This is a genomic window from Candidatus Rhabdochlamydia oedothoracis, from assembly GCF_019453995.1.
In the GTDB taxonomy this organism is placed as follows: domain Bacteria; phylum Chlamydiota; class Chlamydiia; order Chlamydiales; family Rhabdochlamydiaceae; genus Rhabdochlamydia; species Rhabdochlamydia oedothoracis.
Window position 1 is genome coordinate 1,725,761 of sequence record NZ_CP075587.1, and the last position, 19,056, is coordinate 1,744,816.

Consider the following 19,056-nt stretch of genomic DNA (forward strand, 5'->3'; position numbering starts at 1 on the left):
TCTCTTGGTATTTTGAAAAAAATCTCTTTACCTTCATAGAAGGTATTGTTCTTTGCTTAAAGATTTTTATATGGTTCAAATTCTTAATTTGAAGCCAAACTAGTATATAGCTGGAAATGCTTTTATTAAGATAGGAATCTATAAATGAAAGCTTTAAAATAGGGGGTTATGCAAGAAATCTAATGTTCTATTCGTAAAGCCCAGACCATTGATGATCATAGCCACCGCTGCTATTCCTGGACTAACTTTCCTTTGAGGGCCTGATGGCAGACGATTGTCAATCCTTTCAGCAATTTTTAAGTCCTGACAAATGACAGCCACTAAGCCATAATGATCCATTACTGTCGTTTGAATTTCTCCTTCTGAAACCTCTACCATACCGCACCTCTTTGTTCAAAAAAGACATAATAGCACAAAAAGCTTAGCTAATTCCAAAAATAGATGATTAGGTGATTAGCTCCCCCTTGCGATCTTGCTGATTGTTTTAGAAGAAGATAAATTAATTGATATTAATTTGTTCTCAAACTATTGTCGTATTCCATCTAATACGATTAAAGGAGGTATATAATGAAAAAATGCGGCAATTTAAAAATTGACACGGAAAATATTTTACCGATCATTAAACAGTGGCTCTATTCAGACAAAGAAATTTTTCTCCGAGAGCTTATTTCTAATGGGTGTGACGCTATTCATAAATGTAAAGTGTTAAAAGATCATGAAAAACTCTCTATTGAAAATAGCTCTTTTCGAATTGATCTAACAATCGATAAAGAGAAAAAAACCCTGACTTTTAGCGATACTGGCCTTGGTATGAGTGCAGAGGAAATAGAAAAGTATATTGCACAGCTTGCCTTTTCAGGAGCTAAAGAGTTTTTAAGCAAATATAAAACCGAAAAAGAACAAGATCAGATCATTGGACATTTTGGCCTTGGATTTTATTCTGCCTATATGGTTGCGGATAAGGTTAGTATTGATTCTCTCTCTTACGTTCCAGAAGCAGAGCCAGCTCTTTGGTCTTGTGATGGTTCTTCTTCTTATGAACTAGAGAAAGGAACTAGAACTTCTAGGGGAACTGCGATTACATTACATATATCCTCAGAAGCAGAAGAGTTCTTAGAAGAGACAAGAATAAACACTCTTTTGCAAAAGTACTGTGGATTTTTGCCGGTTCCTATTTACCTAAACGGCAAGCAAATCAACGCTAAAGAGCCTCTTTGGTTGAAAAATTCTGCTGACTGCACAGATAAAGAATACATCGATTTCTATCACCAACTCTATCCCCTAGAGCCAGATCCCATCTTTTGGATTCATTTAAATGTAGATTATCCATTTAATCTAAAAGGGATCCTCTACTTCCCTAAAATTACAGGTCGCTTTGACTGGAATCAAAATACCATTAAGCTCTTTTGCAATCGCGTATATGTATCAGATAACTGTAAAGATGTTTTGCCTGACTACCTTATGATACTAAGAGGCGCTATCGATAGTCCTGATATTCCTTTAAATGTATCGCGTAGTACCTTGCAAGTCGATCGTACGGTAAGACAACTCTCTCAACATATCTCTAAAAAAGTAAGCGATCGCCTACTCTCTTTATATACCACCAATCGCGAGCGGTTTATTCAAACATGGCCGGACATTGAGTGGATCATAAAACTGGGGATTTTACAAGATGACAAGTGGTATGAGCGTCTTAAAAGCTTGCTCATTTGGCAGCAAACAAACAAAGATTGGACAACAGTAGAAGAATACATAGAGCGTAATCGTTTGTCTCATGAAAATAAGATCTTCTATGTCTCTCAAGAGCATTCTCATAGCCATATTCTTGATCTATATCAAGCAAAAGGTATGGAGGTTTTATATGCCCCCTCACCGATTGATAACCATCTTATGAGTTTTTTAGAGAGCAAATTAGATAAGATAAGCTTTCAAAGAATCGATGGAGCACTGGATGAAACTATTCTAGATAAAACTAGAGAGCATACTCTACTTGATACAGAAGGGCGTACAGAGGCTGCTAAAATAGCAGACTTCATCCGTTCCAAATTACAAATAGAGCATCTTGAAGTAGAAGCAAAAAGTCTTGTCAATGACACAGTTCCAGCTCTTTTAGTGATTGATGAGCATATGCGAAGGATGCGTGAGACAATGGCTTTAACCAAACAGTCCTTCAATTTGCCTTCTAAAAACACTTTCGTGGTAAATACCAATAATAAGCTTGTACAAAAAGCCTATCAATTAGAAACAAAAGAACCAGAACTGGCTAAGGAACTTATTCATCATATTTATGAGCTCTCCTTGCTTTCTCAAAAAGAACTAGCACCAGAGGCTCTATCGTCTTTTATTTTGCGCTCTAATCGCGTGTTGGAAAAAATGGCAGATTTCTGCCCTTAAAAAACCCTTCTCAAGGAGCAGATCCTGCTCCTTGAGGCATAATTGTCACCGAATCAATCACTCTTCCCTTTATATCTAAAGCATCCACCACAGCTTTTTCTTGATCTATTCGCACTAAACAGACGGAATTGACTTTTGCTATTTTTTCTAAATTTCTCGTAAACAATTTAGCAAAATTCATCTAATACTTGAGTCTACACGATAGAAATAGACGAAAAAGGTTTGGTCTTCAGTTCAATCTAATTGCGGGCATTTATAATCTGGAGCTATGTTAATGGGTTTTGAAAGAGGTCTAATAAAATAGATTTGATTCTATCGCATAGCCTTTTATCCCGTTCATGGCGATGACGAGCCTTGAGGATGTCTTTTTGGTTTCTTGTTAAAAAGTTCGCTTTTAGTTGCATATGAGCAAAATTTATATCTCAATCCATTAGAAAATTTCAATGAATTTAGTGTTTGAAAAGTCTTTTTTCTAATGCATTTCAGTATATAGCCTCCTACTACGACAAAATCCGGTGATCTAGCTGCGATTTGCAAAGCCATTTTACGCATCAAATCCAAGTAATAATAAGCATCCCCACCTACAGCAAAACAAAGAGGGATATCCATTGGCTAAAGTCCTAAATCGATAAATCTTCTTGCCAAAGCTGAACTCGTATTCTGTATTTTAGGCTCAAGGTTAAACAGTTCCACCGAATGAATCCGCTTCCCAGGACAGATATATCGTAGGTTGCATTTTGGGAATAGCAAAAGAAAAAACATAAAATACTGGTAATTAAAAGCATAAGACCTCTTAAAAAGAGGATTATCATATTTATTAATTTATCGCAAGTAAAAAATAGTTAATTTTATATACCTGTCTTTAACATAAATTTACCTTTAATATATAAAATATAATCAAACAACCTACTTAATATAAAAATAATAAGAAAAAATCATGATAAATATTCATAATATATCAAATTTAGAAATGTTTGATCAGAAAGGGTCTTTCTTACCCTGCCCTAATGATTTGCAAGAAGCCATACAAGCAGGGATCGCAGAAAAAGTAGGAACTCTTCTTAATGCAGAAGGATTTCTTGCTCTTATCTCTAACTTTAACCCCACAAAAGACATAAAACTTCGCATCCACCTTACCAAAGATGGGATTACGATCCAGCTGTTGAGGAGAGAAAACTTAGAAGATTCTAAAGTAGCAAAAAAAGACTCAGAACTCTCCCAAGAAATTAAAGAAAGAAAAGAAAAAATTATTACAAAAGCAGCCTCCTTATTTAAAGAATCCTTTTCTCTTGGTTCTTCTGCTGGATTGAAATCTAAAGTCCGCCCTTTATTTATCCCTTCACAAACAAACAAAGAACAAGTTCCTTCTAAAATTCATTTTGACGCTACTCTATCAAACTCTCAAATACAACAATTGCATGCTAAAATAGAGGATTTACAAGATCAGCTAAATAAGAAAACTCCTTCTTCTGAAGAACTAAAAGTAATAAAAGAACAACTTGTATTCTTAACCCAAGCTATTCACAACTTATCACTTAAACAAGAAAACATTACCTATCCCTATACTGAAGAATATGCTCTGATTAATAAATTAGTAGATAACCAACAAGACATTTACCGAGCATTACTAGATCTTTTATCCAGAAATTTAAATCAATCCCCTATCACTCCGTTAACTTCACCTCCTGCTCAAGGGATTGAAAATTCAGCTCTTAAGGAAATGCTTCTTAAACTACAAAAAGAAAAAACAGAGTTAGAACAAACTAATGATCTTACAGGTCAATCTTATAAAAAAGCTTCTCTGCTCTTAGCACAAAAAGAACATGAAATTGCAACCCTGCAAGAAAAACTTGAAGCTTTGCCTAACTTACAATTGCAGCTATCTGATTTACAAAGAGAAAAAAATAATTTAGATTCAGAATATGGGACCCTTACAGAGCAACTTTCTCAAATTAAAGAAAGTCAAATTAAGCTATCTACAAACTATAATAATAAAATTGAAGAACTAAATAGCTCAAATGCGCTTTTACAAACACAACTTTCTGCTAAAGATGAACAAATTAACGAGCTAATCAAAAGCTCAGACAATACCCATCAAGGACTAGAAAGACAACTTTCTCAGCTACAACAAGAGATAGATACACTCAAGCAGGCTAATACTCTTATAGAAAAAAATTATAGGGAAACTTCTCAACTTTTAGAAGACAAAAAGCAGGAGATCATAACCCTAAAAGAAAAACTTGAAAGCCTATCTAATCTACAACAAGAAAAAGAAGCCTTAGAGTTAGAACATACTGAGCTATCTATAGACTATAATAATAAAATTAAACAATTAGAGAACTCGAACACAGATCTACAAACACAACTCTCTACTAAAGATGCACAAATTGCACAAATAGAAATAAAGATTCAAAACTTACCTAAACTTGAAGAACTTCAAGAATTACAAAATCAGCTCTCTAAATTAAAACAAGAGAAAACAGGTTTAGAACAAGCTAATGAATCTTATAAAGAAGCTTCTCTACTCTTAATACAAAGAGAACAAGAAATTGTAGTCATACAACAAGAACTCAAAGCCCTACCTGAATTACAATCACAGCTATCTCTTCTACAACAAGAAAAAGAGGCTTTAGATTTAGAACGTGGAAATCTCACAAGACAACTTATTCAAGCTAAGAAAACTCAGACTGAGTTATCTACAGACTATAGTAATAAAATTAAACAATTAGAGCGCTCATACAACACCCGTCAAGGACTAGAAAGACAACTTTCTCAGCTACAACAAGAGATAGATACACTCAAGCAGGCTAATACTCTTATAGAAAAAAATTATAGGGAAACTTCTCAACTTTTAGAAGACAAAAAGCAGGAGATCATAACCCTAAAAGAAAAACTTGAAAGCCTATCTAATCTACAACAAGAAAAAGAAGCCTTAGAGTTAGAACATACTGAGCTATCTATAGACTATAATAATAAAATTAAACAATTAGAGAACTCGAACACAGATCTACAAACACAACTCTCTACTAAAGATGCACAAATTGCACAAATAGAAATAAAGATTCAAAACTTACCTAAACTTGAAGAACTTCAAGAATTACAAAATCAGCTCTCTAAATTAAAACAAGAGAAAACAGGTTTAGAACAAGCTAATGAATCTTATAAAGAAGCTTCTCTACTCTTAATACAAAGAGAACAAGAAATTGTAGTCATACAACAAGAACTCAAAGCCCTACCTGAATTACAATCACAGCTATCTCTTCTACAACAAGAAAAAGAGGCTTTAGATTTAGAACGTGGAAATCTCACAAGACAACTTATTCAAGCTAAGAAAACTCAGACTGAGTTATCTACAGACTATAGTAATAAAATTAAACAATTAGAGCGCTCATACAACACCCGTCAAGGACTAGAAAGACAACTTTCTCAGCTACAACAAGAGATAGATACACTCAAGCAGGCTAATACTCTTATAGAAAAAAATTATAGGGAAACTTCTCAACTTTTAGAAGACAAAAAGCAGGAGATCATAACCCTAAAAGAAAAACTTGAAAGCCTATCTAATCTACAACAAGAAAAAGAAGCCTTAGAGTTAGAACATATAAAACTTAAAAAGCAATTAGAGCAAGCTAGTCAAAATCAATCAGCCTTTTTGGAATCTCATCAAAATGAAAAAACTAGTTTACAAATGCAACTTTCTATCAAAGATGAGCAAATTTCTGAACTAAATGAAGAAATTCAACGTTTATCTGAAGCCTATCAAACATTACAAAACCAACTAAAAGACGAAAAAGAAATATTAAGTATTTTAGAAACAGCTGCTATACCAGCAATAAGTACTGAGATAGCTTCAATAGATGCTACCATAGAAGAAGTAGAAAATAAAATGGAACAAGATCTCTCTTCTCTAGAGAATAGCATTATTCCAGAAGACCTATTAACACTTACTTCTGATTATTACACTCTAGCAATGCCATATCTGGAAGAAAGCCTCGAAACAGCCACAGAAATAACTACTTTACAAGCAGAAATAAAAGACCTTCGAGAAGAACTCGAAGCTATTAAACCTATTGCATACAACACTACTAGAAAAATAGAAAAAATGGAAAAATCCAATAAGGATTTAACACTAGAACTATCTGAAAAAACAAAAACCATTGAAAACTTAGAAGAAGAGAAAAAATTCCTAGAATCTCGATTAAATAAATCAGAATCACAGTTAAAAGATCTACAAAGAGTTCAAGATACCTTTAATGAACAACAAAAAGAAATAATCATTTCTTCAGAAGAAAATAATGATCTTTTAGAAAATTTAGAAAAAATACAAGAACAATTATCATCAGAAAAAAAAGAAAGAGCCAAATTAGAACAAGCTTATGAAGACCGGCTAGAAAAATTAAAAGATCTATATCATGAGAATGCTTTAGAGAAAATGGAGCGTATACACGCAAAGATAATTAACTTTCAAAAACAACAACAAAATACATGTTTCAATCTAGCTGAGGTTTTAGTAAAAGATATACAATCAGGGTCTATTACTGAGGGAATAGGGCAAAACATAATTAAATCAATAGAACAAGCCTTAGATACAACTGGGTATAAAACCTTATTAGACTTAGTAAACTCCGAAGAAAAAGACCTTGCATCTGAAGAAAGTGTTAGTTTAGACGAGTACATGGAAGATTCTTACCTTGTCCTAGACAGAACTTGAGTTGACAGACAGCACTTCATTGACAGTGTCAATTTGGTTTAATGTGTCTAGCATTTTCATTTGTGCTAGATGCTTTGCATCCTGAAATGTTTGCCATGGTGTCTTCCCATAACAATATTTCCCAGAATAGACTTGCTCTTCATTGTACTCTTTTACCCATTTATCCACATCCATTTTTTGCAAAGAGTGTACAGGAAATATTAGAATATATAGTAGAAATAGCAAAAAGAAATGCACTTCATACTTTTACAGTCATTTCTAGAAAATGGATTGTAAAGCGTTCTTTTGCGTGGATAGAAAAATGTCGCAGGCTATGGAAAAATTGAGAAAGAAAACTACATACAAGCCTGAATATGGTGTTTCTTGCTTTTATTGCTCTACTTTTGAAAAGATTTTAAACAGGCTCTAAAAGAAGAAGCAAGAAAAATCCTTTAACAAAACAAGACAAAAAAAATAATCAATTCCTTTCCAAAGAACGTGTAATTAATGAAAATGCTATTGGTCTGCTTAAGCGATTCAAAATTTTAGCTGATCGTTATAGAAATAGACGAAAAAGGTTTGGTCTTCGGTTCAATCTAATTGCGGGCATTTATAATCTGGAGCTATGTTAATGGGTTTTGAAAGAGGTCTAATGAAAAGAACTTTTATCTGTGTATTAAATGAACAAGGTAAGATTGTCCATTTTTGACCGCTTCAAAGGCTTTGATTGCATCTTTTTTGCAATGAAATATTTGATTGCCGAGTTGCCAAAGCGCTTGTTTTAACTTTTCTGCTTGCCTAGTAATTTTCTTCTCCAGCGTCCTCTGCTCTCGATAATAAGCTTGCTCCGAAAAAACCAGTAACCATCGCTGCATAATCTCTCCATATGAAGAGTTGAATCTTGCTATTCTGTATCCATTTCCTGCTTCGATCCAAGGTATGTCTTCTGATGGCTTTTCCATCATTCTTTTTGCTTCAGTAGTTGTCTCAGGAACTCGTGTCACCCACAAATAGTCATTATTTTTCAGTAGCCTCTCCTTCGTGTACAGAGCCGAATCTGCTATCCACCTGGAGGGCTTATCTAGATCTATTTGAGAACGAAAATTCTCTACGTTTTTGATGGTTTCGTGGAAAGACACTTTGTCAGAGCTATTCCCATCTAAAGGATCCATCCACAAAGGAATAGAACTCGGACCATTTACAACCAATGATAAAAAGACCTGCTTCAAATCTGGCCTGTGGTCTTTGGAAAATCCATGTGTACCCTCTATAATTTTGGGATCATCGTCTCTATGTGATTTATTCCATCCAATAAATGATTATCCACAGCGATCCCAAAAGCTACTTCAAGAAAATAATTTGCTTGCACCATACTCTGCAATATTATCGAGAGCACAGCCTAGCTCATGATCGGTACTATCTTTGGCCTTAAGACCAACTCCTAGGAGCCTTTCTATTGGCTTGGATGCAAAAAATTGATGAGCTAAATACAATGTCCTATTCGTAAAGCCCAGACCATTGATGATCATAGCCACCGCTGCTATAATCGTTTACATTCAAATTAAGAGTTTAGTCTTTTCAAGTTTGAAGTGCACAGAAGAATTAAAAAAAGAATAGGCAGGCGATGAAAGAATCTCTATTGTGATTTTTAACAATCAAACACAAGGAGAGACCTTGCCTAAAGGCTACCATCACCTAACCTATGACCAAAGATGTCAGATTTATATTTTAAAAGCTAGAGGAGATACATCTAGCTCAATAGCAAACATTCTAAAAGTTCATCATAGCACTATTAGTAGGGAACTTAAGAGAAATAAAGGGCAACGAGGATACCGTCATCAGCAAGCTCAAGAAAAAGCATTTCTTAGAAAAAATTCTCAGCCCAATAAAAAAATGACTCCTCAAATAGTTACCCGTATTGAAGAAAAAATCAAGTTGCAATGGAGCCCTATACAAATATCCGGATGGCTTAAAAGACATGGTAAAGAACATGTTAGTCATGAGACCATCTATAATCATATCTGGAAAGATAAACGACAGGGAGGACAGCTTTATAGAGAGCTCCGTCATCGAGGGAAAAAATATAACAAGCAGAGAAAGGGAGCTTCTGGAAGAGGGAACATGCCTGGTCGTATAGATATTAAGCAACGGCCTTGTATTGTAGAAAAAAAGACTCGTTTAGGAGACTGGGAACTAGATACAGTCATAGGGGCAGGACATAAAGGCGTAATTGTATCAATGGTAGAAAGAACTTCCAAGCTAACTAAGCTCGCCAAAGTTTCTCATAAAACTGCAGAGGAAGTAAGTCAAGCGTTAATTGAACAACTTAAACCTATCAAAGATTTTGTACACACATTAACAGCAGACAACGGAAAAGAATTTGCCTATCACCAAATGGTTAGTTTCGAGCTAGAGACAGACTTCTACTTTGCAACGCCCTACCATTCTTGGGAAAGAGGCTTAAATGAGCATACAAACGGACTAGTTAGGCAATATTTTCCTAAAACACAAAGCTTTTTAGATACGACTTCCAAGGATATAGAAAGGGTGGAAACTTTACTAAATAACAGACCTAGAAAGGCTGTCAACTTCGAAACTCCACTAGAAGTATTTACGAGATTATCTACAAACATGCTATGCTCGGGTGCACAATAGATGTTTTTTCAAGTATTTATATGTTCTTTTTTGTGCACTTCAAGGTTGAAAGGGCCTTTGAATATATTAACATTTTTATACAAAAGATAACATCTTCTTGCAAGATAGAGCAGCTTTTTCAAAAAAACCTAGTTATGCAATTCTTAATTTGAAATCAAACTAGTATATACTAGTGCCGATTCAAACGGCTAGCTTAATGGGATTTAAGTCAACGACTTGAAACTTGTCGTTTATCCTACATTTCAAAATATCTGTTATTTTCGGTATCTCTTCTAAGAAGAATCCTCTAATTGCCTGAAAAAAAGTCACCGACGTTTCGTAATATCGATTGTATACCGTCTTTTCCTTTAAGATCTTCCACAAGCGTTCAATAGGATTCAAATTCGGCGAATAAGGAGGGAGATAGTGCACTTTAATCCTAGAAGACATCAGAAACTCTTCTAGTTTCTTATTTTTGTTTGATCTTGCATTATCCAAAATTACATGAATAATTCGAGCCTCTGTCTGTTTTTCTAGCTTCTTGAAAAAATCGAGCATTGCATCGGCATCAACTGTCTTATATTCCTCTGTAAAAATCTTCATTCCTGTCAGGCAAAGAGCTCCAGCAAAATGCAATCGCAATTGTTTCCCGGATGTCTGCAAAGTCTTTTGAACGCCTTTTTTGATCCATCCACATACGGCTTGGGACTGATGTTCAGGATGCACAGCATCTATGAAATAGATCTCTTCATCAGGGTTTAAGGTCTCCTTTAAAGCCCTATATTGTTCTATGAAAATTCGTTGTTTTTCAGGATCTAATTTCCCAGGAATCTTTTTAGGACGTTTATAAACAAATCCGTGCTGTATGAGCCAATCTGTCATGCCACTTCGGGAATATTTTATCCCATATTGCTCATGCACATAAGCTATGATCCCTTTGACTTTAAGATAGGTCTTTTCCTGTAGGTGTTTTAGTAGAGACTCTTTTTGGTCTTGTGAAAGTTTTGATTTGCTACCGCCTCGAGGGCTACTTCCAGTTTTATTTTCGGAATCATATTCTCTGAGGTATTTCTGAACAGTGATAGGGCTTATCCGGAGTGTTTTAGCAAGATTTTTTGTTGAGATACCCTCATCATAGCCCAAAATTACACAAAGCCTATTCCGTTCAGAATAGTCTTTTGGATGCTTTAACTTGTGTTCTAAGTCAGCTCTCTGGCTAGGGATCAGTTTTTTCATACTCAATAGCTTAACACAAAACAAAATATTTTTCTATACGATTGAATCGGAACCACTATATTAATAAATTACCACTTTGGTTCTGCTTTTGCAATTAGGGCATGATGCCTTAGTTGCAAAAGCTATTTTTCTTTGCTATTTACCACTAAGTGTCAATTTAAGTCTTGTCTATTACAAAATTATAAAGACAGAAAAGAGCTCTTTTCTGTCTTTTATAGCTAAACTTCTTATTTAATTTCTGTAGGTTCTACTTCTTTCTCTTTGGTAACAGGGGGTTGAATATCGGTAATAGCATTTTTCAACACTTCCATTTTTCCACCTTGGTAAAGGGATAAAATCACGGTATCTTTTTCTACTTTATCGATTGTGCCAAGGATCCCCATGACGGTAACACGATCTCCTTTAGCAATGGAGCTTCTCATTTGTTCCATCTGTTTACGACGTTTTTGGTCGGGACGCCAGATAATAAAATAGAAGAAAATCACAGCAAATCCAATCATAAATAGCATTTGCATTAAGTTACTATTACCACCGGTTGCTTCTGCATCAGCAAATACAGAGCTTGTTACACAAAGAGCTGGAATGGTAAATTTACATGTTTTATTCATAACTCTATCCTTATCATTTGAGATATTTTTGCTCTAGAATGCCCAAGTACCTTGGATAAATCAAGAAAAATTCAAACGCTTAAAAAAGTCTTAATAGGGCAATTGTTTCAATGTGCACTGTATGAGGAAATTGATCTACTGGTTGAAGTAATACTAATTGGTATCCTTTTGGCATAAGCAATTGAATATCGTGTGCTTGAGTAACTGGATTACAAGAAATGTAAAGAATTTCTTGAGGACGTAATTCTAAAAGAGCTTTAATAGCTTTGCCATCTAATCCTGTGCGAGGAGGATCAACAATGACTAAATCTGGGAAAATAAAGTCAGGATCATTTTTTAATTCCTGTACTTTTGACCCTACATCTCCACAGATAATTTCAAGGTTCTTAATATGATTTAACTCTTTATTTACTTTAGCGTCAAATACAGCGTGAGGGTTTAGTTCAATAGCAGTTACCCTATCAGCTATTTTAGCGAAAACAATGGATAAAGTAGCGGTCCCTGCATAGAGATCAAGAATATGTTTTTTAGGACCTTGTATAGCTTGAAGCGCAGAGGAAAACAACTTTTCCGCTTGTCTTGGATTCGGCTGAAAAAAAGAAGTGGGGCTAATTTTAAAAGTTAGGGTTTTACCTTCTATGTTAAGCTTCTCTAACATATGATCTGGACCATGCAAGTGCATTTCAAAAAACTGAGTGGGTTGCCCTTTGATTGCTTGTTGAATGCGCAAAAAGATGCTGACCTTTTCTGGTTCAGGAGCTGTAAGCAGGATCTTTTGAATAAATTGCTGGATCTGCTGCTTATTTAAAGCATATTCTGGCCTACCGGAAACAGTAAGCATCACAAGCCTATCAGATGTGCTTAGGGACTGGCGTACAATTAATGTTCGTAAAGACCCTGTATTATCTAAGCGATAAGCACTAAGACCGCTTTGTTTCCACCACAGCCTAACCTGAGCAACAACGGATGAAAACCATACGGATACCAGCCAACATTCTTGTAGGTTAAATACATGACCTCTGCTACCAGCAAAGATGAGTCCTAAGAATTGTTGCCCAGATCGATCTTGAGAAAAACTAAACTCCATCTTATTGCGATATTGCCAAATCTGATCGCAGCTAAGAATCGATTTAAGAATAAACTGCTCTTTGATAAAGCAAGCAAATAACTCATGGACTCGTTGCTGTTTCTGCTCTAATTGAAACAAATAATCTACTTGCTGCCAACTACATCCTCCGCAAGAGGGAGCATGAGAACACTTTGGAACTGTTCTATAGGGCGACAAGTGGGTAATCTGCTTGATGAAAGCGCGTTGTTTTGTTTTGACTTCAACAATTAATTCATCCCCTATAACTCCACCTATAACGTGAAGTGGCTTTGAAAACCCAGGACTTTTCCCTGTTCCATAGCCTTTTTTATGAAATCTTTGAATGCAACAAACGCTTTCTTTCATTTTTTTTCTCTTTTATGAATCTAAAATCATAACGAGAAAAAAAATTAACCTTTAGCAAATTCTTATCTTTTTTTCTTGCGAGCGGGCGCTTTCTTCTTAGCAGGAGCTCTTTTTGCGCCCTTTGCTTTTTCTGCTCTAGCTGCTTTTTTCATTCCAGATCTTGCAGCGGCCACAGACTCTTTACGAAATACTTTAGATGTTTTAGAAAATCTAATTGTGTTCGTTCTTGCTCTTTGAGCTGCTGCTTTATTACCTTCCATTGCTTTTTCCAAATCATGCCGAATGTCAGCAATTTGATGTAGTAATCTTTGAATTGTCTCTTTTAACGCCATAACTTCCCTCCTTAAGGATAGCCCATTTTCAAGTTTATTTTACATTCACGATTCATAAACTGTTTTTAGAAATTGTGCAACTATTTTTACATATATGTTTATATATTAAAAAAACCAAACAGCTTTACTAAGAAGAAAGACTTTGTTAAGCTAATCTAAAAAAGCTTAAATCTCATGAACCAACCTATTTATTATATAAATGGTAACTATGTACCAGAAAGCGAAGCCAAGCTTTCTGTTTTTGATCTCTCTATTCTAAGAGGATTTGGTGTTTTTGATTATTTACGCACTTATAAGAAACGCCTTTTTCATCTTTGGGATCATCTCGAAAGATTAAGCTACTCAGCTGAAAACTTAAGGCTAAAAATTCCTTGTAGCCTAGAGGAAATTGCAAAGATTATCGATTCTTTGATTGCATTAAATCACTTAGAAGAAGCCGGGATTAAAATCCTTGTAACAGGAGGAATTAGTCCCGATCAATTCACTCCTCAAACGGCTTCTTTAATTGTTCTTGTCTTTGCTCTAACCAAGTACCCCAAATGCTTTTATACAAAAGGAATTTCTGCAATTACTACTTCTTTAGCACGCAGCTTTCCGAAACTAAAAACAACCCAATATATTCCAGCAATTGTCACCCTACATACAAACCATCAGGCAAAAGAGGCTATTTATTTAAATCAAGACCGAGAATTATTAGAAGCAACCACTAGTAACTTCTTCTGTTTTAAAAAAAATACATTATACACCTGCAACTCTGATGAAATATTGCTTGGCATTACTCGTGAGATTATTCTTAAACTAGCAGCTTCTAAATTCCCTATTCAATTTTTTCCTATTACTTATGAGGAACTACCTACAGTTGATGAGGCCTTTATAACCTCTAGTAATAAAGAAATTATGCCTATTGTTAAAATCGATCATCATCCGATTGGAACAGGAAAAGTGGGAATAAAAACAAAAGAGCTGATCCAAGCCTTTAAAAAATATACCCAACAACCTGAATGGGCAGCTTTATCTATTCCAAGGCATAATGTAAATAAATAAATTGATTAATTTTTTATTATTTAATATGGACAGAGAATCTTCTCTTACGCTATCCTAGATTCTAGTGAGCAAACTCTAATTTTAAGAGTTTTTTTTCACCACACTTTCGTGTTGGTCCCGTGTGTTGTCATCCGCGTCCCGTTTTTTAGCCGGCGCTTTAGATTCCGCGAATCAACTTCAGTGTTAATTTTTAACATCGTTAAACTTATTTTAACGATTTGTATGTATTCTTGGAGAATTTATGAACGAATCAAATAACAAAAAAAAGCTGTATGTAGGCAGCCTACCTTTTAAAACATCTGAAGAAGAGTTACATAACCTTTTTGCCCCATATGGCACTATCGTTTCTGCTCGTATTGTAGTAGATAGATCCAATAATGATGCCTCAAAAGGCTTTGGTTTTGTTGAAATGGAAAACGCTGAAGATGCTCAACGCGCTGCAGAAGCATTAAACGGATCCCTATATGAGGGACGCACTCTGATTGTAAATGAAGCACGTCCTGAACAAAAAACCAATTTCGCACGCCGAGATGATCGAGCAGGTAGTGGTCGTTCTTTCGGTAACGATCGTTCTTTCCGTACTCGTCGTGATCGCGGTTAGTTTGTATGTTAAGTTTTTTTAAGCCAAGAACTCAAAATTCTTGGCTTCTTCTTTTCCTGATCTAGATAATATATATTTTTCTTAAATTTTATCATGACGCTTCTTTTAAATTCTCAGTCTCTTTCTAAATCATTTGGGGCTAAGACTCTGTTCACCGATCTGTTCATTAGCATTTTTACTAAAGATCGCCTAGGGCTAATTGGTCCTAATGGTTCTGGGAAATCCACTTTTTTGAAAATTTTAATAGGGATAGAAAACCCCGATTCTGGAGAAGTTATTTCTAAGAAGGGATTAAAAATTGGTTATGTTCCACAATCCTGTGAGTTTCCCTCAATACCTGTTGAACAAGTTTTAATGGATGCTTTGACGAAAGAAAATCTTACAGATTATGATAAACAACTACTTGTAGAAACCTGGCTTAGCAAAATGGGATTTAACAAAAAACATCCAGCAACAGCAGCTTTGCTCTCAGGAGGCTGGAAAAAAAGACTTAGCGTGGTTCAACAGTTGATTTTATCCCCTGATCTTTTACTCCTTGACGAACCGACAAATCATTTAGATCTTGAAGGGATCCTCTGGCTAGAAAAGCTTCTTATGAAAGAAATTTCTTCTTATGTTTTGGTTAGTCACGACCGATATTTTTTACAAAATGTAGTCAATCGATTAATAGAAATCAATTCTACTTATCCCAAAGGAATGTTTGCCATTGGTGGCTCTTACGCTAATTTCTTAGAAAAAAAAGAGCAATTTTTACAAGGCCAGATCCAACAAGAGCGTTCATTGGCTTCTAAAGCACGTAGAGAAAAAAATTGGTTACGTCAAACTCCTAAGGCACGTACAACCAAAGCACAGTCAAGAATAAATACAGCAACCGAAGTGTTCCAGAATTTAACTCTTGTTCAAAATAGAAACCGTCAAAAAAAAACAGATATTCGTTTTTCTACAACTCAAAGAGAAACAAAGAAACTGCTTGTAGCAAAAAATCTCTCTAAAAAAATGGGAAATAAGACTCTTTTTGAGCACGTAGACTTTACTTTGAGCCCTAAAACTCGTATTGGCTTAATGGGGCCTAATGGTTCTGGGAAAACAACGCTTCTACGCATTCTTGCAAAAGAGCTCCTTCCAGAGCTTGGAACTATTAAAGAAGCCAATGAGATTAAAATCGTATACTTTGATCAACATAAAATACAAATTCCCGATCATATTACTCTCAAAGAAGCTCTCTCTCCTAATGGAGATTATATTTCCTTTCGAGGGCAATCGATCCATGTAAATGGATGGTGTAAACGATTTTTATTCTCACCTGATTTATTAAACATGCCTATTGGCTCTCTTTCCGGTGGGGAAAAAGCACGAATCTCCATTGCCCATCTTATGCTTAAGCAAGCAGATATTCTTTTACTAGATGAGCCAACTAATGATCTAGACATTCCCACCTTAGAAAGGTTAGAAGAAAGCTTAATTGATTTTCCTGGAGCTATTGTCTTAATCACCCATGATCGCTGTATGCTTGATCGGGTTTGTAATTGCTTACTTAGTTTAGGAGATCTTAATCAAACTACCCTGTATCCAGATTATGCTCAATGGAAAGCGGCCCAAAAAAGCCCGGTTCTTAAAACTAAAGAAAGCAAACACTCCCCTATTTCTAAACCAAAACTCTCTTATTTAGAACAAAAAGAATATCAGCAAATTGAAAAAAAAATTGAGGTTTTAGAAGAAGAAATTAAACAGTTTCATCAGTTACTAGAAACAATAACAGATACAAATGATCTTGCAGAGATTTGCACAACAATTGGTTTAAAGGAAAATCAAATTGAACAGCTCTACTTACGCTGGCAAATACTTGAACAGAAAGAATAAACATGTCCATTCCTTCAGATAGCGATTTCTCCGACCAACCACTTGATTTATCTTTTCACGCCTTCAGAAAAAACAGATATGCCTGCTTAGAACAATTGTGTTACACTGTAAATCAAATTCCTAATAGAGGTTCTTTCTCAAAAATTAAAAACGTTATTGCATTTTCAACGCATTCAACAACTTAAAGGATATGAAAAAAAATATAGGATCTAAAGATCGCTTTATTCGTTTAGGTTTGGCATTTATTCTCATTGCCTGCTCTATTTGGAAAAGCAGTTGGCTTTTGCTAATATTTGGTGTATTTACCCTACTAGAGGCTCTTTTTAGTTGGTGTATTCTGTATCAGATTTTAGGGAAAAATAGCTGCCCTATCAATCGTAAAAAATAATCTTTTATGCTCTATGATTTGATCATTCTAGGAGGAGGAGCTGCTGGTATTTTTGCAGCCATTAACGCTAAGCTAACTCATCCAACAGCAAATGTTCTCCTACTTGAAAAAAACGCCGTTTTACTCACAAAGGTGCGCATTTCCGGAGGGGGGAGATGCAATGTAACTCACGCTTGCTTTGAGCCCAAACAACTGATTAAAAATTATCCTAGAGGAGAAAAAGAACTCCTTGGTCCTTTTCATGTTTTTGGACCAGCTGATACGATAAAATGGTTTGAATCTAAAGGAGTACTTTTTAAGACAGAGGCCGATGGACGTATTTTCCCTCAAACAGACCAATCGGAAACAATCATTCAAGCTTTATTACAAGAAGCCCATGGATTAGCGGTGCTCATTAAGCTAACAGAACATATTGAAATACTCGAAAATCATGCATCTTATTTCACCCTACGTACAAAAAAAGAGATCTATCAAACCACAAATCTTTTACTAGCTACAGGCAGTAGCCGTCAAGGTTATCAATGGGCAGAACAGTTAGGCCATACTATTCAAAAACCGGTTCCTTCGCTATTTACTTTTAATGTTCCTGCTTCTTCCTTAAAACATTTAAGTGGAGTCTCTATTCATCCGGTTCGTCTACAGATTCTAGGGACAAAGCTCTTTCAAGAAGGCCCTATTTTAATCACACATTTTGGCTTTAGCGGTCCTGCTATTTTAAAATTATCCGCTTGGGGATCCAAATATTTACATGAACAGAACTATCAAACTCGGTTAATGATTAACTGGGTAGCTCTTTCCAAAGAAGAGACTTTTGTTAAATTACAAGAAGCAAAGACACATTTTCCCCATAAAACACTTTTACAAAAAAACCTATTCGATTTACCTAAAAATCTATGGAAGACCTTTTTAGAAATATTAGGCATTTCTTATAAAAAACGCCTTATAGAAATCTCTTTACAACAATTAAAAAATCTTGCTCAAAAACTCACCGGAGATCGCTATCAAGTTGAAGGGAAAACGACTCATAAGCAAGAATTTGTCACTTGTGGAGGAGTCACTTTAAAAGAAGTAGATTTTAAAACAATGCAAAGTAAAATATGCCCTCGGCTTTTTTTTGCAGGAGAAATTCTTGATATTGATGGGATCACAGGTGGATTTAATTTTCAAAATGCTTGGACAACCGGTTATATTGCAGGAAAATCTTCTCTTTAAGCCACATCCTCAAAAAAATTGACTAACGTCAACTTGCTAACAGCTTTATAAGGCTCAGAAGAACAAGTTTTACTAACGTTTCTATTGGCTTTAATAGGAGCATAATAATATTTACCTAAGGAGTCAAGATAGGAATCAGTCTTTTCAAGTTTGAAGTGCACAGAAGAATTAAAAAAAGAATAGGCAGGCGATGAAAGAATCTCTATTGTGATTTTTAACAATCAAACACAAAAAGAAACCTTGCCTAAAGGCTACCATCACCTAACCTATGACCAAAGATGTCAGATTTATATTTTACAAGCTAGAGGAGATACATCTAGCTCAATAGCAACCATTCTAAAAGTTCATCATAGCACTATACTAGTTTGATTTCAAAGTAAGAATTGCATAACTAGGTTTTTTTGAAAAAACTGCTCTAGCTTGCAAGAAGATGTTATCTTTTTGTATAAAAATGTTTATATATTCAAACTCTTAATTTGAATGCAAACGAGTTCTCTAATTGCACACAAGGGGAATATAAATTCTCTTAATTCTTCATAAGCTCTCCGAGCCGATATTTTGCTTGCAAAATAAAAGGCGTTTTTTAAGATCTTAGGACAGCAAA

17 protein-coding genes and 5 pseudogenes are annotated in these 19,056 nt (G+C 35.1%); 11 read left to right on the forward strand and 11 right to left on the reverse strand.

Features of this window, described 5'->3' with window-relative positions; all coding sequences use genetic code 11:
* Positions 1 to 180: 180 nt before the first annotated feature.
* Positions 181 to 339 (reverse strand): annotated as a pseudogene (locus RHABOEDO_RS09525) (DUF4277 domain-containing protein); the annotation flags it as partial.
* A 228-nt stretch (positions 340 to 567) separates the two neighbouring features.
* Between RHABOEDO_RS09525 and htpG the strand changes: the two are divergent.
* Positions 568 to 2,394 (forward strand): molecular chaperone HtpG, encoded by a 1,827-nt coding sequence (gene htpG / locus RHABOEDO_RS09530; RefSeq protein WP_215217036.1) that lies wholly within the window; start codon positions 568 to 570, stop codon positions 2,392 to 2,394.
* Between the two features lie 10 nt (positions 2,395 to 2,404).
* Here the strand turns inward: htpG and RHABOEDO_RS09535 are convergent, their stop codons facing one another.
* Both RHABOEDO_RS09535 and RHABOEDO_RS09540 read right to left on the reverse strand, forming a co-directional pair.
* Positions 2,405 to 2,575: a hypothetical protein gene (locus RHABOEDO_RS09535; RefSeq protein WP_215217035.1), complete on the reverse strand. Its 171-nt coding sequence runs from the start codon at positions 2,573 to 2,575 to the stop codon at positions 2,405 to 2,407.
* An 85-nt stretch (positions 2,576 to 2,660) separates the two neighbouring features.
* Positions 2,661 to 2,798, reverse strand: a complete 138-nt coding sequence (locus tag RHABOEDO_RS09540) for a hypothetical protein (protein WP_215217034.1) — start codon at positions 2,796 to 2,798, stop codon at positions 2,661 to 2,663.
* Positions 2,799 to 3,331: 533 nt separating this feature from the next.
* Here RHABOEDO_RS09540 and RHABOEDO_RS09545 point away from each other — a divergent pair.
* Positions 3,332 to 7,105 carry a hypothetical protein gene (locus RHABOEDO_RS09545; protein ID WP_220017587.1) on the forward strand — a complete coding sequence of 1,258 codons (3,774 nt, stop codon included), beginning with the start codon at positions 3,332 to 3,334 and terminating at the stop codon, positions 7,103 to 7,105.
* A gap of 54 nt (positions 7,106 to 7,159) precedes the next feature.
* Here the strand turns inward: RHABOEDO_RS09545 and RHABOEDO_RS11880 are convergent.
* Positions 7,160 to 7,276, reverse strand: a pseudogene (locus RHABOEDO_RS11880) (IS481 family transposase); the annotation flags it as partial.
* Positions 7,277 to 7,281: 5 nt separating this feature from the next.
* On the opposite strand from RHABOEDO_RS11880, the pseudogene RHABOEDO_RS11885 reads away from it, so the two are divergent.
* Positions 7,282 to 7,503, forward strand: a pseudogene (locus RHABOEDO_RS11885) (IS5/IS1182 family transposase); the annotation flags it as partial.
* A gap of 9 nt (positions 7,504 to 7,512) precedes the next feature.
* A pseudogene (locus tag RHABOEDO_RS11890) lies at positions 7,513 to 7,716 on the forward strand (transposase family protein); the annotation flags it as partial.
* A 33-nt stretch (positions 7,717 to 7,749) separates the two neighbouring features.
* On the opposite strand, the gene RHABOEDO_RS09560 reads toward RHABOEDO_RS11890, so the two are convergent.
* Both RHABOEDO_RS09560 and RHABOEDO_RS11630 read right to left on the reverse strand, forming a co-directional pair.
* A complete protein-coding gene (locus tag RHABOEDO_RS09560) occupies positions 7,750 to 8,397 on the reverse strand; it encodes an IS1634 family transposase (protein ID WP_320412798.1) in 648 nt (215 codons plus the stop codon).
* Between the two features lie 33 nt (positions 8,398 to 8,430).
* Positions 8,431 to 8,613, reverse strand: a complete 183-nt coding sequence (locus RHABOEDO_RS11630) for a DUF4277 domain-containing protein (protein ID WP_350339719.1) — start codon at positions 8,611 to 8,613, stop codon at positions 8,431 to 8,433.
* Positions 8,614 to 8,725: 112 nt separating this feature from the next.
* On the opposite strand from RHABOEDO_RS11630, the gene RHABOEDO_RS09570 reads away from it, so the two are divergent.
* Complete coding sequence (locus tag RHABOEDO_RS09570) at positions 8,726 to 9,739, forward strand: IS30 family transposase (RefSeq protein WP_220017590.1); 1,014 nt, start codon at positions 8,726 to 8,728, stop codon at positions 9,737 to 9,739.
* Positions 9,740 to 9,919: 180 nt separating this feature from the next.
* On the opposite strand, the gene RHABOEDO_RS09575 is transcribed toward RHABOEDO_RS09570, so the two are convergent.
* From RHABOEDO_RS09575 to RHABOEDO_RS09590, 4 genes are all read right to left on the reverse strand, one after another.
* A complete protein-coding gene (locus RHABOEDO_RS09575; RefSeq protein ID WP_220017502.1) occupies positions 9,920 to 10,954 on the reverse strand; it encodes an IS630 family transposase in 1,035 nt (344 codons plus the stop codon).
* Positions 10,955 to 11,181: 227 nt separating this feature from the next.
* A complete protein-coding gene (yajC, locus tag RHABOEDO_RS09580; protein WP_215217323.1) occupies positions 11,182 to 11,562 on the reverse strand; it encodes a preprotein translocase subunit YajC in 381 nt (126 codons plus the stop codon).
* Positions 11,563 to 11,641: 79 nt separating this feature from the next.
* Positions 11,642 to 13,015: a 23S rRNA (uracil(1939)-C(5))-methyltransferase RlmD gene (gene rlmD / locus RHABOEDO_RS09585; RefSeq protein WP_215217324.1), complete on the reverse strand. Its 1,374-nt coding sequence runs from the start codon at positions 13,013 to 13,015 to the stop codon at positions 11,642 to 11,644.
* Between the two features lie 62 nt (positions 13,016 to 13,077).
* Positions 13,078 to 13,347, reverse strand: coding sequence for a hypothetical protein (locus RHABOEDO_RS09590; protein ID WP_215217325.1), 270 nt, complete (start codon positions 13,345 to 13,347; stop codon positions 13,078 to 13,080).
* 174 nt (positions 13,348 to 13,521) lie between these two features.
* Here RHABOEDO_RS09590 and RHABOEDO_RS09595 point away from each other — a divergent pair, with 174 nt between their 5' ends.
* The 5 genes from RHABOEDO_RS09595 to RHABOEDO_RS09615 all read left to right on the forward strand — a co-directional run bounded on the left by RHABOEDO_RS09595 (position 13,522) and on the right by RHABOEDO_RS09615 (position 18,452).
* Entirely contained in the window at positions 13,522 to 14,391 is an 870-nt protein-coding gene (locus tag RHABOEDO_RS09595; RefSeq protein ID WP_215217326.1) for an aminotransferase class IV, read from the forward strand.
* A gap of 241 nt (positions 14,392 to 14,632) precedes the next feature.
* Complete coding sequence (locus RHABOEDO_RS09600) at positions 14,633 to 14,992, forward strand: RNA recognition motif domain-containing protein (protein WP_215217327.1); 360 nt, start codon at positions 14,633 to 14,635, stop codon at positions 14,990 to 14,992.
* A gap of 93 nt (positions 14,993 to 15,085) precedes the next feature.
* Positions 15,086 to 16,852 carry an ABC-F family ATP-binding cassette domain-containing protein gene (locus RHABOEDO_RS09605; protein ID WP_215217328.1) on the forward strand — a complete coding sequence of 589 codons (1,767 nt, stop codon included), beginning with the start codon at positions 15,086 to 15,088 and terminating at the stop codon, positions 16,850 to 16,852.
* 190 nt (positions 16,853 to 17,042) lie between these two features.
* The gene (locus RHABOEDO_RS09610; protein WP_215217329.1) at positions 17,043 to 17,240 is read left to right on the forward strand and encodes a YgaP family membrane protein; all 198 of its coding nucleotides are present in this window, start codon (positions 17,043 to 17,045) and stop codon (positions 17,238 to 17,240) included.
* Between the two features lie 6 nt (positions 17,241 to 17,246).
* Positions 17,247 to 18,452 carry a BaiN/RdsA family NAD(P)/FAD-dependent oxidoreductase gene (locus tag RHABOEDO_RS09615; RefSeq protein ID WP_215217330.1) on the forward strand — a complete coding sequence of 402 codons (1,206 nt, stop codon included), beginning with the start codon at positions 17,247 to 17,249 and terminating at the stop codon, positions 18,450 to 18,452.
* Positions 18,453 to 18,478: 26 nt separating this feature from the next.
* On the opposite strand, the pseudogene RHABOEDO_RS11895 reads toward RHABOEDO_RS09615, so the two are convergent.
* Positions 18,479 to 18,580: pseudogene (locus RHABOEDO_RS11895) on the reverse strand (IS701 family transposase); the annotation flags it as partial.
* 79 nt (positions 18,581 to 18,659) lie between these two features.
* Between RHABOEDO_RS11895 and RHABOEDO_RS09620 the strand changes: the two are divergent.
* A complete protein-coding gene (locus RHABOEDO_RS09620; protein WP_215217331.1) occupies positions 18,660 to 18,821 on the forward strand; it encodes a helix-turn-helix domain-containing protein in 162 nt (53 codons plus the stop codon).
* The last annotated feature ends 235 nt before the right edge of the window (positions 18,822 to 19,056 follow it).